A 15,777-nucleotide genomic window follows, 5' to 3' on the forward strand; every position below is an offset into this window, starting at 1 on the left:
CTGGAATACTAAAAAACCTGTAAAAACAAAGATCTCTAATAGAATCTCTTTCGCTCTATAATTTCACTTTTATATCCCTACTGCTCCAATCTGTTAACAAGCCACCCCCATCTCCAGATTAACTTATTTACGATAATGAAAATTTTAGCATTAGCAATCTTAAAAAGAGACATCAACATACACCTGACCGTATATCATAATATAATTCCCCATATATCCTTATTTTGTCAATAAAATTAACAATTTACTTTATAAAGTTAAGCCACCACCTGAGCAAAACGACTTTCTTAAAAAACCATAAAAAGACACTTTTTATTACTAACTTTTATTCCTAACCAAAACTTATCCAAAAGATCGTAATAAATTATACACCGACTATTATATAATTACTATTACATAATACATAATACATCTTTATATTTATTATTATATACGAATTAACATTAATTATCACAATTAATAGCACCTTAGTTAATATTTTTGATTAATTTCTTACTCAAGTACCTTGAAATGTATCTCTATTTTAAATATTTGCTGCGCTTTTCATTAAAATATCACTAGTTCCTACTACTTTCTTTAGAGTTAATATTAAGAAATCTTCTATCAAACTTTATTACAATTAACTAGACATACCCTTTTGATAACTGTTACATACATCTTATGCTGAAACATATATTCAACAGTTGAATATACAATAATCAATGTTAGAGATATTTATTATTTAAGTCTTTTACTTTTACTTTTACTTTTATATCTTTTGATATACGTTAATTAACAATGATAAACAAGCAAACAATATTATAATAATTTAATATGATAAAAAGCCAGCCTACGGCTTTAAATTAAACTTTTAAAATACGTAAACTGGATCAGGTGATGGCTTAACCTTTATATTTATTATACTTAAATAATATAAGATTTGCAACCCAATCGCAGTTAATATCGAATTAAAAAGTTGCAGTTAATGCAAATCACCAAATATAAGCAAGTAAACTTAAGCTGTAATGTTATACGCTTATATATTGCTTTTCAAGTTAATACCAATAACATAAATTGGACTATCATGAGTACCAATACAAATATTTCTTAATTTTTTACAATTTACCTTATTCAATACACAAAGTCACACTGGAGGCTGAATAAATACAATGCTCCAAATAATAATTATTCTTATTGTAAGTTTAGAGCTTAATGAATCTTTAAGCAACCTTAAGTTTGCAAGTAATACAGATTTCATATCAGATCTTATCTTTCATTCATCAAAGCATATAAAAAACTAAATCCATGCAAAAACCTATGCATATACAATGTTTGTAAAATCATAAAACATTAATAACTAATAATCTTAATAATCTAACTAAAATAAATTCTCCATCAATTTTCTTATCCTTTTTACTAAAAATAAAAAGGCCAGCCTACGTCTTCAATTGACGTTTTAAAGTACGCAAGCTGGATCAGGTGGTGGCTTAACCTGTGATATTTATTATACTTAAACAATACAAAATCTGCAATCAAATTTAATTTAAAATTGAATTTAAATTTAAAACTGCATTAAATATCAAATAACAATTAAACAACTTTAACCAATTAACACATACACACTGACTAAGAAAGTTAGTGTATTAATTTATAAACTTGCTTCTTAATTAAGTTGTTCCAACCTAGCAAACCTAAATTCACTTCATCAGTAGAAAAGATTCTCTCATAAAGAAATCCTCCTTCTAAAAGAACAGATTGAAGATACAAAACCAATGCTTGAATATTAGCATCTGATGCTAGATCTATGACAGCCAATCCCGCTGCTCCATGCAATACTTTCTTAATTTTTTGTATCAAATCATTACGGTCTGATAACATAGTATCTAACATATCCTTAAGAACGAGCATACCTTTTAAATCTTTGCTAGCCTTAATTGCCGCCAAATTATCTTTACTTAAAATTTCACCCTCATCATTTACAACTTCACTTACACATTCCCCACTATCATTTAGCCTCAGCAATACCAGCAAAGCAATACTCCAATTCACAGACTGATCACCAGAACTCATTAAAGCATTTACTATCTTGGCCAAGTCACTCAGAGCAGAAACATCTCGCTTTAAACTAACATAGAGTTTATGCTTATTTTCTTCTAGCCCTCCCATATTATCTTTTAAATAAATAGGTGGAACATCAACTAAAACCCGAAATATACTATCAAATTGCGATCCATCAAATCCTTCAGGTATGAAATTCAAGGAAACTTTAATTTCATCAACACTTTTGAGTAACTCATCATAAATTTGATCTACTAACGACTTATATTTCTCTTCCTTACTCTCAATTATCTCTTTATTATATTTCTCCTCCTTACTCCCAACTATTTCTTTATTATATTTCTCTTCCTTACTCCCAATTTTTTCTTTTTGATTTAAAGATGATGAAATACCACTACCTTTATTAACTGAGTAAATATTATCTGTCAATCCAGTACCCGTTACATCAGTACCCACTGAACAACCTAGTATTAAACTTAAGAAAACTAAAATATAAAATCTAATAATAACTTTTTTCATTAAATAAACCCTCCTTTCTTAGCTCCAAACACTAAAAAGCAATACCGTAACACGCAGCATATAATACAAATAAGATATAAAATAAATATACCGCTATTATTAAATTCATACAATTAATATATTGTTAATTAAAAAAATTTATTAATATACAATTTACTAGACATACACTGGATTAAAGAAAAATATTTAAAAGGATTGTAAAATCAATAACAATTTTTCTAAATAGGCTTGATGCATAAATTCCTTTTTTAGCAAATAAGCCAAAGTTTTTATCCTAATCCTACTTTGATATGCTTATAAATATTCATTTTTATATAATTTGACTCAATTATGCTATACTAATATTAAAGGTGGTAATTAAGTAAATATTTCAAAAAACTTATAAAAAAGGAGAAATATATGAGAAAGTTTAATTTAATATTTTTATTGTCATGTCTATTAAGTATGATATCTTGTGATCAAGAACAAAGTGATTCAACATTTTCAACCCTAGATGCAGATTTCAAGTTAAGGAAAATCAATATTGCAGAAAATAATCCCTTAAAACCACACAAAATTGATAGGGCAAACCCGAATGAAAAACTGCAACCCCAAAAAGGACAACTTCAACCAAACAAAAAAGATTCTCTAGAATATAATCCAATCGAAATAAAGAAGGCCCACACCAAACTTTCAGAAAGTGTGAGTAAATATAAATCGGAACTTATAAATGAAAAGAATGAATTTTATCTACAAAGCAACTTACTAAATATTCCTTTCAAAGATATAGATTCAAGATTTATTTCTCCAGAGGAACAATCAAATATCTATCTTTCCTTGGGATATAATATTGAAGTTAGTAAAAAGCTGAAAGTACTCTTAGGTAAGCTAAACTTAAAAAAGGATTTTAGTTTTGGAAGTAATAATGATATTGAAATTGCTAATAACTTATTAAATCTATTATGGCAAATTGGTAGTTACACCAAAAAGACTATCTATGTTTATTTAGATAGTGACAATCTTAATCAAATTAAGAATAGAAAGACTGTAACGGAGATAAATGAAATTTATAATTCTTTTGAAAATTTTATTCAAGAAAAAAATAAAGCAATAAAGATAATTCAAGATCAAATAACATCACTAGCATTAAAAAAAGATAAGCAAGCCATATTAGATGAATTAAAGAGAACTGTTGGCTTAAATGGTTCTAATGGTGCAGACATTCAGAAAGCGTCTTACTCTATTGTAACTATGGCAGATACAATAAAAGCATTTCTTCAATAATATTATTTTATTAGATAAATTGAGGGAGTTGATACCAACTCTCCTCTTTGTATATAGTAATTTATATTTTTACTATATATAAACTCCCATCTTTAGATATTGTTTATTACTCTTTTGTACTTTTTATACGAAATAAAAAAGTACAAATTTTTTTATTTTTTTATATAAATAATTCAGTAAATGTAATTATATTGAATTATGTTTAATAGTAAATATTGATACATCTCCTTAAAAAGGGAAAAGTCTATGCAAAAATTATGTACGATATTTTTATATATCTTTAGTCTAATATCTTGCAAACAAGGTGAGCTATCAAGTAAAATAATCACAGCTCTTCTCATTGCCCATAGATCGGAAGTTAAACCTTCAGTTATAAATAAGTTAAAAGATAAAGATCATAAGGTTGGAGGTAAAATGAACGAGTTACAACAGCCTGATATTAATACAGAAAATATAGAAGAAAAACAAAAACTGATTTTAAAAAAGAAGGCACAAGAAGCTTATACTAAGTTTGAAGATAGATTAATAAAATATAAATTGCAACTTATAAATGAGCGTAGTCAACTTAATCTAAAGAATTATGAATTAAATATTCCCTTTAAAAAGATATCACCAATCTTTAATGAAACAGAGCAACAGGAAGACATTTATGCTGCTTTAGGGAATGACATATCAATCATTACAGACTTAGAAAAGATACTAAATATATTAGATTTAAAAAAGTCTGCTTCATATACCTATGGCGACACAAAAGTTGCTATTCATTTTCTTAATCTTCTACTGAAGATTTCAGAATATACCAAGAAACTTATTAACACTCATTTAAGCAGTACTACTCTCAAGCGCATTAAAAATAGCAAGAGTGTGGAAGATATTATTGTCATTTATGATCTTTTAGAAGAATTTATTAAGGAAAGAGAAAACGCAATAAAGACAATTCAAAATCAAATAACATCACTAGCATCAAAAAAAGATAAGCAAGCCATATTAGATGAATTAAAGAGAACTGTTGGCTTAAATGGTTCTAATGGTGCAGACATTCAGAAAGCGTCTTACTCTATTATAAAAATAGTGGCTTGCATGGCATATTTAGTTAAATAGTCTACTTAAAAGTATGTATCTCCTACGCATACACTTTACTCCAAAAAGATGTACTAATCCTTCAATCAACTCTCCTTTTATTTCAAAATATGAAGATTCCTTTTCCACTTAACTAAGACTCCAAATAGTGACTGCAATCTTACCCATTAAGCTAATTTCCTGTCCAATTTCTCCTTCATTATTAGTAATTTCCTTCATTCCTGATAACACAGCTTCTCTAGTAATCCTTGATTCTAAGAGTGCTATGTGAGATTTAATATTCGATATACAAACTTTTCTTAAATTAATAAATTCTTCTAGGTAAAAATAAATCTCATTAATTCTTACCTCATCCTTATTAACTTTAATTTTAACCAATTTTTCACCATTTAAATAATAATTCACAAGCGTTGTAGTATAATCTGAAATATGATTTAAAATCACCAATAAACCATTAGCAATAGCTGCATCAGTATTTATAAAATAAGAATTATTTAAATCTAATTTACCAAAAACTCTCCCTAATTGCTCAATAACTTCACTATCATATCCCAAGCCAGCATAAATCTTATCTTGTTTATCTAAAGTAGTAAAGTCTTGAGAGATTTTTTTGAAAGGAATATTAAACAAAAGCCCACCTAAATTAAAACTATTGTGTGCTTCTTCAAGTTCTTCTCTGTAAGCAAGTAATCTCATCTTTAATGCATAATAAGCTCGGTCTTTAGCACTTATATCAAATGCTTGTTGCATAGATGGATTATATTCTTTATCTTTTGAGCAAAATTCATCTTCATATTCCTTCCCAACTTGTCTATCCTTTACAATTTCTCCTAAGTTACAAGACATTACACTCATGATTAAATTGTACCTTTTCATATACTTCTCTCTATTATAGATTACATACTAACATAATAGTTAATACCATATGATATGTAATACATATTTATACTAAGTATAATATCTATAATAAAATTTATCCATAATTTCAATAAAACTAAATGAAAAACTGGCATTTCAATTACAATAAACCTGATTATAATCTTCCCAAAATCCTTCTACTACACCCAACTGCACTATAAAACATCAAAAAAAAGACTTAAAACAGCCTATTTTAGATCTTAACTCTTGAACAAAATCTCAAACATCATGCTAAGTTCTATCAAAGTATTAACTTTCCGCTTAATATATCCATATTCACCAAAATCTTTATTTAACACAGCTATTATTTTCTCTTATTCAGTTATTAATTTTAATAATTCTACACTATCCTTAACTACAATTATTAAAGTATCTCTAATTTCTATAATGATTATAAATGCTATTCAACTTATTACCACTATTCCTATCTATAGACCCTACTTTATACCCATATTTACCTGTATCTCTGTTTTTACCTTCAATCATATGCTTTTAGTTGTGCTTATAACTCCATTTTTAACTCTATTCCTACTATAGCCTAGCTAATCTGACTTTAATTGCACATTTAACTTAATATCTGAAAATACTGCCTGACCTTTATCACCGACTGTTTATTGCTTTCAGACCACATCCCATAAATTCATACCTACATGTACCATAATTCATATGCAATAATAATTTTACACTAATATTTGAGCTAAAAACCACTCAAACTAAATATTATCAACAAAACATGAAACTATCTCTACTCTTGACTTCATAATGGAATAATATAGCATAATTTTTTCTAGCCTTGGAGTATATCGGCTAGAAAAAATATGTGGATCAATATAATCACCACGCCTAAGCACATTGCTTTCCCCAACAATATTATTCGTAAGGTTTTCTAAAATAACATCCCTACTAAAACTAGTTGATGCTATGAACATTAATGCACTTGAAAGTTCACTTATTAATCTATCCCTACCAACTACAGCTGCTTGAAAATAAGCAACTATTTTATTAAGATCTTCATTAGTTTTACTAAACCTAAGTTTCTCTAAAGTTGCCTCTCTTAACTTTTCATTTACAAGTGTCTTAAGCAAAGATGCAGTATCTGATAAATACCCTAACAATTTAGAAGTCTTAATTAAATCTCGATTAAATAAATTAATCTTTAAGTTCAACTTGTTAAGTATAATCTCCAAACTATTAATAGCCTCATTATTATAACCTAAACCTTCATAAATGAAATCTGCATCCTTATAGACTGGAAATATTTCTGATATAGGAAAATTAAATACGGGCTTTTGTCCTCCTTCTAAGACTTTAAATGTTTTACTATTAAGGCTTTCTCTACAACTATTTACAGCCTTATAAAGTTCATAAAAAGCTACATGTCTAGGATACTGAACTGATGGTTTTGGCATCACTTCTCGATCACATGGACCTAAATTTTTTATCAAGTTGAGTGAATCTATAGTATAAAACCCGGGACCGTATAACTTCCTTTGACCACAAGCCAAAGTTACCAATACCCATAATATCACACTAACCTTTCTCATAGAATTACCTTCATATACAAACGCAAATACAAACTACCACACAAACAATAACTGAGACATAACCTAATCTATAACTATATCTTTATATCCTCCTCCACAGCTCCTACCAACTGACCAACTAAATCTCGAATATCTTTTACTAAGTAATCTATAGCACCTATTTTTTTCCTAATTTTTCCATCATTAATAATCTTCTTAAGTTCAGCTTCCATCGCTTGTCTATCACCTCTTACTATTGCTGCTCTCCTTATAACCTCTTTAAAGTCTCTTACTAAATCATCTTTTGCCTGCATAAACTCTAATAGATAAGAAGTAATCAGCACAATATGATCAGCCATTACTACGTTGCTATCCTTCATAATTATAATTATATTTTCATCACTCAAAGTCTTCTCTAGCAAGGAAACAGAACTCATCAAACGTTCTAAATTGAATAATAACATAGAAACTATCTTGCTATTTCTAGCCTTCTCATCAGACCCAGAAAACCTTGAGTTAAAGCCTAAGTCAACAAGTACAAGCATTAATAAATTAATAATTTCATGATCATATCCTAAAGACATGTAAACATTATATTTCTTCAAAGCATTACTATTTTCTAATCTCTTTACAATCCCACCATAATTTTCTAATTTTGGGGCAATCAAATAAACAGAATCACTAGCTAAAAGCGAAATACCGCACAACTCTACTACATTATTTAATTGACTTGATAAACGTTTACTTTCAACACTTTTAAAATGATCTACTAATAACTTGAAATCATCACAAACCTCATTTTTCATACTTTTAACAAATGGTTCTAACTCACTTTCTGACAACAACAAGTCTCTCGATCCATCACTGTACAATTTTATTTCTCCATGATTAGCAGCACATCCTAAAACCAAACTCATAGCATAATATACTACCATACTAAACTTCATCCATTATACCCCTCACAACCTTACTCGTAACTTCTCCTTGAACTCATAGAAAAAGAAAAAGAGAAAAATATTATTTTCCCTTTTTCTTAAACAACAACCATCTCAAGATCAACCAAATTTATAATATCAAATAAAGAATCATGAAGATTACGAAGAAAAGTCCTAAGCCTCACATCACGACTATTAAGAATACTTATCTGTAATGTCCTTATCACATCATCCTCACTAGTTTCTGACGCAGCTGATATAATGCCATTCCTAACTTCCGGTGTCAAACTTTTTACCATATCTATAAACTCAACTAAATTCGCAGTAATTATCACAAGGACATCTTCTTCTCTAGACTTAAGCATCTCTAATTTGGAATTATTAAAAACATCTTCAAAGAGAGTTTCAATTGAATGCGCTACATGTTTAAAACTGTTTAATAAATTAACTACAACTCTTGTACTTCTAATACCTATAGTAGGAAAACTTACTTTCTCAATTATTTCACCCAAGCTACGAATAACTTCACCATCATATCCTAATGCTTTATAAACTTCCTCCAGATCTGATGGATAAAAAATTTCATTTAATACTCCCTCAAGATGAACATTAATTTGCTCCTTTGTAGAAAGAAATGCAGCACGTTTATTTTCAAGTTCTTGTTTAAATCCCAATAATACCTTTTTAAGTTCATCAAAAGCTGGATTATTTTTATTCATATATTTCTCCTTTTATTACACATAACACCTTGCATCACATACATGGCATAATTAACACAAATATCTCTCATATAATTAACTTACATGAAAAACAATTCTTTAAAAGAAAATCACATCTACAAAAAATCAAAGGAATAACATTCATCATTAACAGATTATTATAAAAGATCAACTAACTCTATAATATCAAATAAAATATAATGAATATTACGCATACCCCTATTAAGCCTTGCATCTGGACCAGAAATAATTCTATTTAATTCTTTTAATATATCGTCCTCAGTAGTTTTCGACGCAGCAGATATGATAACATCTGTAATCTTAGGTACCAAATCTTTTACTGCATCTCTAAAACGAACTAAATACTGAGTAATTTTTTCAAGATCACTTACATCTCTAAACCTAAGCATCTCTAATTTTGTCTTGTTAAAAAGATTCTCAAAGAGAGTCTCAATTGAATGTGAAACATGCATTAAACCGTTTAACAAATTAGCAACAATCCTTGTATCTCTATCACCCAAATACCTAAAATTCAAATGATCAAATACTCTACCCAAGCTACGAATAACTTCAACATCATATCCTAATGCCTCATAGACCTCCTCCAGATCTGATGGATAAAAAATTTCATTCAATACTCCCTTGAAACGAATATTAAGCTGTGCCTCTTTGGGAGAAAATGCCGATCGCTCATCTTCAAGTTCCTGTTTAAATCCCAATAATACCTTTTTAAGTTCATCAAAAGCTGGATTATTTTCATTCATATATTTCTCCTTGCATTACATATAACACTACTCATTAGTACAAACATAATATATGATTGATTATACAATATAACTTACATTATATAAATAAAACTACAATAAAAAATATCAAATAATTAACGATTTTTATTTTTGGATTAAAACTTTAATTTTTAATCCAAAAACATAATTTAAAAAAAGGAAAAATACTTATTAACAGATTATTATAAAAGATCAACTAACTCTATAATATCAAATAAAATATAATGAATATTACGCATACCCCTATTAAGCCTTGCATCTGGACCAGAAATAATTCTATTTAATTCTTTTAATATAGCGTCCTCAGTAGTTTTCGACGCAGCGGATATAATAACAGCCTTAACCTGAAACATCAAATCCTTTACCATCTCTATAAATCGAACTAAATACTGAGTAATTTTTTCAAGATCACTTACATCTCTAAACCTAAGCATCTCTAATTTTGTTTGATTTAAAATATCCTTAAAAAGAGTCTCAATTGAATATGAAACATGCATTAAACCATTTAATAAATTAATGACAATTTTAGTATCTCTATCACCCACATGTTTTAGGTTTAACCTATCAAATATTGCACTTAATTTACCAATAAGTTCAGCATCATATCCTAACATAGCATAAATTTCATCCCGATCCGATTGATAATAAACAATGTTTTCCAATTCTCCCTTAAAATTAATACCCAACTCAGCTGCCCTGGAAATAAATGCAGATCGTTCATTTTCAAGTTCCTCTCTAAACTCAAATAAGGTTCTTTGAAGTTCACTAAAAACTTGATCTTTATTATCCATATATCTCTCCTTATCTTGTACACATACCATCCATACTAAATGTACATATTATGTCATTAATCACGTTATATAATTAACATTATAAATTATAATGTTAACTTAGTATTAAAGAGATAATCTTTTAACTAAGACTAGCATTAATTTAAATTAACAGCAAAAAATATCTTTAAAAAAGGATACTTCTTTACAATAATAAAAAAGGTCCTCCCCCACCCCTAAAAAATAACCCTCTTGCAAAATATTAACCGTTATTTATAACCTATAGTATTAACAAGCAAAGCTGATACAACAACTATAGAGAATGCACTTAGAAAGATCACTTATTAAGTTAAGATCAATCTGAGAAGATTAAGGAGTTCAAAATACCTATTCACATCAAATCTTATCTTATTTAATGTGAATAGACAAAGCCTATTTACATTAAATAAGATAAGATTTTTATTTTTTGAGTAATGAGCTCAGTGACCCCGAATACATATGTCAACGCAAATTAAACACCAAAACTCTTAATCGCATCAATATTTAATTAATTATAAATAACATCTTCAAGTAAAAGCAATATACATAAAATTACATATTATACTTACATACAGCAAAGCTCACGTAAACTATAAACAAAGGAATAATACACCACTAAACAAAATAACCTTCAGATATAAATATATTATAATTACAATCTAATACTGCCGCATCACACAACTTTCCTTATACCTTATAATATAACAAAAACCTCAAGATGGGCATTATCATAATTTTATATCTTTATTTTGTATCTTTCATTAGCTTCAATACGATTATCACAATCCTTAAGGGATTCTAATAATATTTTAAGAACTCTTGCATGCTCTTGCATATTATCAAAGAAACCAGCAATCTTCCTATCTGAATCAAAAGTTTCTTTTAATAAATCTCCTCCATCTGAAAGTTGCAATTTAGACTTATCTAAACTCTCTGCAACCTTAACCACCCTAAACATAGCCAAGCGTATAAAAGTTTCTCTAGCCTGTAAAAAAAACATCAGATTTTTACCAATAGAAGCAACAACTCCTTTATCTTTAGAACGTTTAATTTTCTCTAAATACGATTTACTAAAATATTCATATACTACCTTCGTGGTAAGATCTGACATCCTATCTAAGAGGGAGACAAAATCATCTACAACCCTAAAATCCTGAGAATGAGGCTCATCTAAGTTTACTGCATCTAATATTTCCATAAATTTATATAAAGGCTCTTCTTTATATTGTAATGATGCAAGAATATTTTCATATGTAGCTAAACTATCTACTACCAAGCTCAGTTTATGAAAAGGAAATTGAAGAGGACGCTCTACTATACTAACCAATTTCTTAAACTCTTTTTTATCATATTTCATCGAATTTGTATAATTATTTAACAAAGATAATATCTCAGAAACTTCAGGAAATTGTTCATTGAGATCCACATCACCATCAAAACAACTTAAAAGTCTGGAAGAAGGGTTATTTAAACCACTGACAGATCTTTCTTGGTTCGCATCATCACCTCCTACAGGACCTCCTACAGGAGTAACTTCTTCTAACTGCCTACAAGCTACTAAAGCTATAATAAACAGCAAAATATAAATAAAATTTAATCTAAATTTTTTCATAATAATCTCCTTTACTTAAAATAAGTAAATAATTATCAAGTAATAAAACTAAAATAATTATAATAATACTTATTAAGTAATAAGTATTATTATAATTTAATTATTATATTAATCAACAGTTTTAATAAAAAAAATATAAAAACATTAATTTATATACTTTTTTGTAGTATATTTAATGAATACTACAAAAAATATCTCTGTTAAAAATCATCAAACTAAACACAGCAAGAATCACACACAAATTCTCCCATAATAACAAAAAATCAAACTTAAATAAGGCATGCTATAACTTTAATTAATAATTTTAATTAAAGTGTCAACCATATCTTTTATCAACTCTGCCTTTCGTTGAGTAAAGTTAACTGCTGCAATGATATCTCCTTTATCACTCATAATTGCTCCCAAATCAGTAAACATGCTTTGTCTATCACCTATTTTGAAGCCTAATATCACATTTTTAATCTTCCCTATAAACTGAACTCTGTTCTGAATAAATTCATCTAGATGATTCTTAAGCTTCTTAAGATCTTTCTCAGACTGACTTTGTGCAAGCTTATTTATAACTGAATTATTTAAATAATCATTTGTAAGCTGTATAGCTGAACTCGTAATATTACTTAAAGTAACCAACATTCTTCCCAAGTCCTGTCTAAGCGTGGCTTTAAATTCACTGTCTGGCATATTATCCAAGTCAAATGAACCAACTATTTCTTCCAACTTATTAACGACTCGAACATCACATCCTAGGGTAGAATAAATATTATTTACTAAAGCTAAATTCAGGAATTCATTACTTACTTCACTGAAATGACTAGGTGATACCAGTGCTTTTAGCTCATTTCCTTTACCATCAACTAATGCTTGTCCGCCATTTTCGTAAATTTTTCTCTCAATTTCTGCGATACAAATTTGAAATTGATCTATTTCATCTACAAGTTGTCTCCTGTACCTTAGTATACTTTCTTTAAGCATAGAATAAACATTACTGTCTTTTATTAGATCACGATTTGAGAGATCTACTGGAGCTAACACAGAAATTACTTCTTTATGGGATACCAAATTGCTCTTCTTGGTATCCCTAATTTCACCCCCAAGCTTTTCCGGTTGCTTAATTTCTTCAACTACTTTTCTTTTTAAAGAATTATACTCACGATCGCCTGATGATTGTGAATTGCAAGATACAACAAGCAAACAGAATAATAAACTGCAAATAAAAATCATTATATTAAACTTTTTCACAGGCACTCCCTTAATCAGAGCTATATACTACACAATATCAACTCTTATATATTAAAATGCAATATTACTATATTTTAATATTATATTAACATACTTAATATTAAGTAAAAACAATATAATTTTAAATCATATTTAAATATTTTTAAACATTAGTCACAATCCAAAAATCCATCTCACCAAATCATATATATGCCTAGCTAACTATTCAATCTGGCCTGAAATATTACTAATAAGGTCAACTTACCGTTTAATCTTGCTATCTTAAGCAAAGATACTACTTAATTTATTCAATATATAAATAAATACTTACTTCTACATACACCTTCTCTACCTGCACCACAAAACCCATAATCACATCGCTTCTTATTTTTACTAACTCATCTAAAAGACAATCAATCTTAGCAATAACACTCTCATTATTGTGCGTGATAACTTTAGTCAAACGTAACTCACTTAGATAATCATTTAAGATGACTTTAACTGAATCTGTAGCATCTTTTAAAAGAGCTAATAACTTAATAGCAACAGCAGTATCTTCATTATCAGCAAGAGAATCTTGCTGATTTAATTTCCCAAACAACATATCTAATTTCTTAATAACATTAGAATCATACCCAAAACTTACATAAATATTGTCTTGTACATCCCCATTTTCATGATCAAAGACTTACGATACATTAAAGAAAGGAATACCAAATTGATAATCTGCCTTCTTAAACTCAATTTCTACAATAATAATCCAAATCCCTTATTGATTTCATAAATTTATTCTCCTCAGTCAAGTTTAAATTATATGTTTATATTACATATATGCAACAAATATAATATAATACATATTATATAGTAATACTAAATACTAAATGTTTATTATACATACCTAACCAATATTAAAAACAAAAAAGGAATCACAATAGACCCCCCTCATACACTCATTTAACAATATGCCTGCTTCATACAGCATAGGCAAGATCACCATTTCTATCCAACAGATTAATCTTTTTATATGGTTAATTTCGAAGGAATGCTGCAAAGATATAGAGATGGGCTTGTAAATGCAAGAATTAAAGTTAAAGAAACTGGATATTAATTTAATATTTAATTTAATAATTTATATAAGCATAGTAATGGTAATCTTTTTATATAATGCTCCCTTTTTAAAATCAAAAAACACTTTAATATTAAATAATACCTAGTATATTTTGATATTAAATATTATACAATAAGATTGTGTTTTTGCAATACTTTCAAGAAAAAATACCTAAAAGATATAAATCTTAGCATACTTTTAGGCACACATAAAACAGAAGGAAAACAACAAAGTAAAGGACAAAAACACTTTCAATCACATTGCATGTGTTTAAAAGGACTTAATTAAAAAGCTCTAGAGTAATAACATTTTTGCTAATCAAACATTATTTAACTAACTTTAAGATCCTCTTAGACATTTCCCTTACTAAACGAATATCTGAATTGATATTCCCATTATTAACAATACTCTTTAATGCCTGCAAAATGGTCTGTTTTTCACTAATCAGATCTATTAGTAAAATTTGTCTTATGATTTGTAAAACCAAATCTTCCTTTCTAGCTATTGCTCTTTTTAAATTGAAAGTGATTAAAGAAATAGTACCTGCATCCTTACTGGCGCTAATCTTAGTTAAATTTGAATCACTCAAATGCTCATTAAGTATTTCATCAATTGGCACTATAATTTTCTTTAAAAGGTATAATAAATCATAAACAACCTTTATATCTCCAGTCATGTCATTAGAGGTTAAATCCAAACTATTTATAATTTTTGATAATTTGTTTACAACTACAGAATCGTATCCCAATGCAGCATAAACATAATTCTTGGCATCTGGATAGCTAAAGATTAAAGAAAATTTATCAAAAGGAATATTAAATCCATAATTGCTTCTTTGAAAATTATTGAATGCCCAGGTAAGTTCATCTTTATATGTTCGTACCGTTTGCTCAAGTATATCATAAGCTCTATCTCTTTCCATAAACTCACTAACACCTATTTTAGACATAAAATTATAAAATAGCATAACTAAAATAATTGTAATGAATGAGATAACAAAACCCGAAAGTATTATAAATATCGTTTTCTTCATCAAACATTCCTTTTTGCAAGACCATACAATATACTATTTAAAAAAATAATGTGGAAAAACAAAACATATAATCATTATTATATAATAAAATTATATTTTTAAAACAATTTAATTTAAAAAAATTACTATAAAGTAATACAAATTTACTAATTTATTAATCATTTTAGAAAATAAACAAATAGATTAAGAAATAAATAAGATAAATCCAACAAAACTTG

14 protein-coding genes are annotated in these 15,777 nt (G+C 27.9%); 3 read left to right on the forward strand and 11 right to left on the reverse strand.

The annotated features are described in order from the left end of the window. Nucleotides 1-1,148: 1,148 nt before the first annotated feature. The gene (locus N187_RS05005; RefSeq protein WP_257787722.1) at nt 1,149-1,280 is read left to right on the forward strand and encodes a hypothetical protein; all 132 of its coding nucleotides are present in this window, start codon (nt 1,149-1,151) and stop codon (nt 1,278-1,280) included. A gap of 334 nt (nt 1,281-1,614) precedes the next feature. On the opposite strand, the gene N187_RS04305 is transcribed toward N187_RS05005, so the two are convergent. Then, complete coding sequence (locus N187_RS04305) at nt 1,615-2,556, reverse strand: hypothetical protein (protein WP_075550343.1); 942 nt, start codon at nt 2,554-2,556, stop codon at nt 1,615-1,617. Between the two features lie 399 nt (nt 2,557-2,955). Here N187_RS04305 and N187_RS04310 point away from each other — a divergent pair, with 399 nt between their 5' ends. Both N187_RS04310 and N187_RS04315 read left to right on the forward strand, forming a co-directional pair. After that, complete coding sequence (locus N187_RS04310) at nt 2,956-3,819, forward strand: hypothetical protein (RefSeq protein WP_075550344.1); 864 nt, start codon at nt 2,956-2,958, stop codon at nt 3,817-3,819. A gap of 246 nt (nt 3,820-4,065) precedes the next feature. Continuing rightward, nucleotides 4,066-4,920 carry a hypothetical protein gene (locus N187_RS04315; RefSeq protein WP_075550345.1) on the forward strand — a complete coding sequence of 285 codons (855 nt, stop codon included), beginning with the start codon at nt 4,066-4,068 and terminating at the stop codon, nt 4,918-4,920. Between the two features lie 108 nt (nt 4,921-5,028). Here the strand turns inward: N187_RS04315 and N187_RS04320 are convergent, their stop codons facing one another. The 10 genes from N187_RS04320 to N187_RS04365 form a co-directional block, all read right to left on the reverse strand. Then, complete coding sequence (locus N187_RS04320; RefSeq protein ID WP_075550346.1) at nt 5,029-5,775, reverse strand: hypothetical protein; 747 nt, start codon at nt 5,773-5,775, stop codon at nt 5,029-5,031. A 755-nt stretch (nt 5,776-6,530) separates the two neighbouring features. Next, complete coding sequence (locus tag N187_RS04325; protein WP_075550347.1) at nt 6,531-7,361, reverse strand: hypothetical protein; 831 nt, start codon at nt 7,359-7,361, stop codon at nt 6,531-6,533. A gap of 74 nt (nt 7,362-7,435) precedes the next feature. Beyond that, nucleotides 7,436-8,287 (reverse strand): hypothetical protein, encoded by an 852-nt coding sequence (locus tag N187_RS04330; protein WP_075550348.1) that lies wholly within the window; start codon nt 8,285-8,287, stop codon nt 7,436-7,438. Nucleotides 8,288-8,373: 86 nt separating this feature from the next. Next, nucleotides 8,374-8,994: a hypothetical protein gene (locus tag N187_RS04335; RefSeq protein WP_075550349.1), complete on the reverse strand. Its 621-nt coding sequence runs from the start codon at nt 8,992-8,994 to the stop codon at nt 8,374-8,376. Between the two features lie 158 nt (nt 8,995-9,152). Next, nucleotides 9,153-9,758, reverse strand: coding sequence for a hypothetical protein (locus N187_RS04340; RefSeq protein ID WP_075550350.1), 606 nt, complete (start codon nt 9,756-9,758; stop codon nt 9,153-9,155). A gap of 203 nt (nt 9,759-9,961) precedes the next feature. Continuing rightward, nucleotides 9,962-10,570: a hypothetical protein gene (locus N187_RS04345; RefSeq protein ID WP_075550351.1), complete on the reverse strand. Its 609-nt coding sequence runs from the start codon at nt 10,568-10,570 to the stop codon at nt 9,962-9,964. Nucleotides 10,571-11,324: 754 nt separating this feature from the next. After that, a complete protein-coding gene (locus N187_RS04350; protein ID WP_075550352.1) occupies nt 11,325-12,200 on the reverse strand; it encodes a hypothetical protein in 876 nt (291 codons plus the stop codon). 291 nt (nt 12,201-12,491) lie between these two features. Further along, complete coding sequence (locus N187_RS04355) at nt 12,492-13,439, reverse strand: hypothetical protein (protein ID WP_025420047.1); 948 nt, start codon at nt 13,437-13,439, stop codon at nt 12,492-12,494. Nucleotides 13,440-13,722: 283 nt separating this feature from the next. Continuing rightward, nucleotides 13,723-14,022 (reverse strand): hypothetical protein, encoded by a 300-nt coding sequence (locus N187_RS04360; protein WP_041178739.1) that lies wholly within the window; start codon nt 14,020-14,022, stop codon nt 13,723-13,725. 829 nt (nt 14,023-14,851) lie between these two features. Beyond that, nucleotides 14,852-15,475, reverse strand: a complete 624-nt coding sequence (locus tag N187_RS04365; RefSeq protein WP_162271519.1) for a hypothetical protein — start codon at nt 15,473-15,475, stop codon at nt 14,852-14,854. Nucleotides 15,476-15,777: the final 302 nt, after the last annotated feature.

Origin of the sequence: Borrelia anserina Es (assembly GCF_001936255.1) — a bacterium.
In the GTDB taxonomy this organism is placed as follows: domain Bacteria; phylum Spirochaetota; class Spirochaetia; order Borreliales; family Borreliaceae; genus Borrelia; species Borrelia anserina.